Raw genomic sequence first — 581 nt, 5'->3', positions numbered from 1 at the left:
CTTCGCCGCCGCGTCTGCGTCAGAGGGCGCCGACAGGCGCCCTGAGGTCGAAGCGTTCGAGCAGGTGTCGAGCCGAGAGTTCTTCGTAGAACTCCGTCGCGGTCTTCTCTGCGAGATCTTCGGTAGCGACTGACCACACGTCGTCAGGCTCAGTACGGCCCCTGGAGGGGGCCGCCTTGGTAACTGTGTTGCTGGTGTGTTGGTCCTTGTCTTGGTACGCGGACACTGCTGTCCGGTCTTCCTGACGGGGTTGTCCGGTCTTCTCGTCAGGGTTGTCCGGTGTTCCCGTCGGGGGTGTCCGGTCTTCCTGCTCCTCGACCTCGACGACACCGGACACTGCTGTCCGGTCTTCGCTCGGGACGACGAAGCGCCAGTGACTCGACTTGCCGGGGGTGCCTCGGCTCAGACGCTCGAAGAGTCCGGCTTCTTCCAGGGCTTCGCACGCACGCTGAACGGTGCGCACCGACAGACCGAGGTCACTGGCGATCGTCTCCATGGACGGAGGGCGCCGGTTGGTTCCGTCAGGGTTGGCGTAGCCGATGAACGCGAGCGCCACCAGGGCGTGAGTCGGGTTCCTCAAC

The 581-nt window shown here is 64.9% G+C and carries 1 protein-coding gene; it reads right to left on the bottom strand.

Features of this window, described 5'->3' with window-relative positions; all coding sequences use genetic code 11:
• Positions 1-19 precede the first annotated feature (19 nt).
• Positions 20-581: helix-turn-helix domain-containing protein (locus AC1DYK_RS35535; RefSeq protein ID WP_478170543.1), on the bottom strand; the 562-nt coding region annotated here is incomplete at its 5' end.

Source organism: Variovorax sp. P2_H12 (assembly GCF_056403395.1).
The sequence above is the reverse complement of the archived record's forward strand: the minus strand, read 5'-3'. Positions and strand labels throughout refer to the sequence as shown.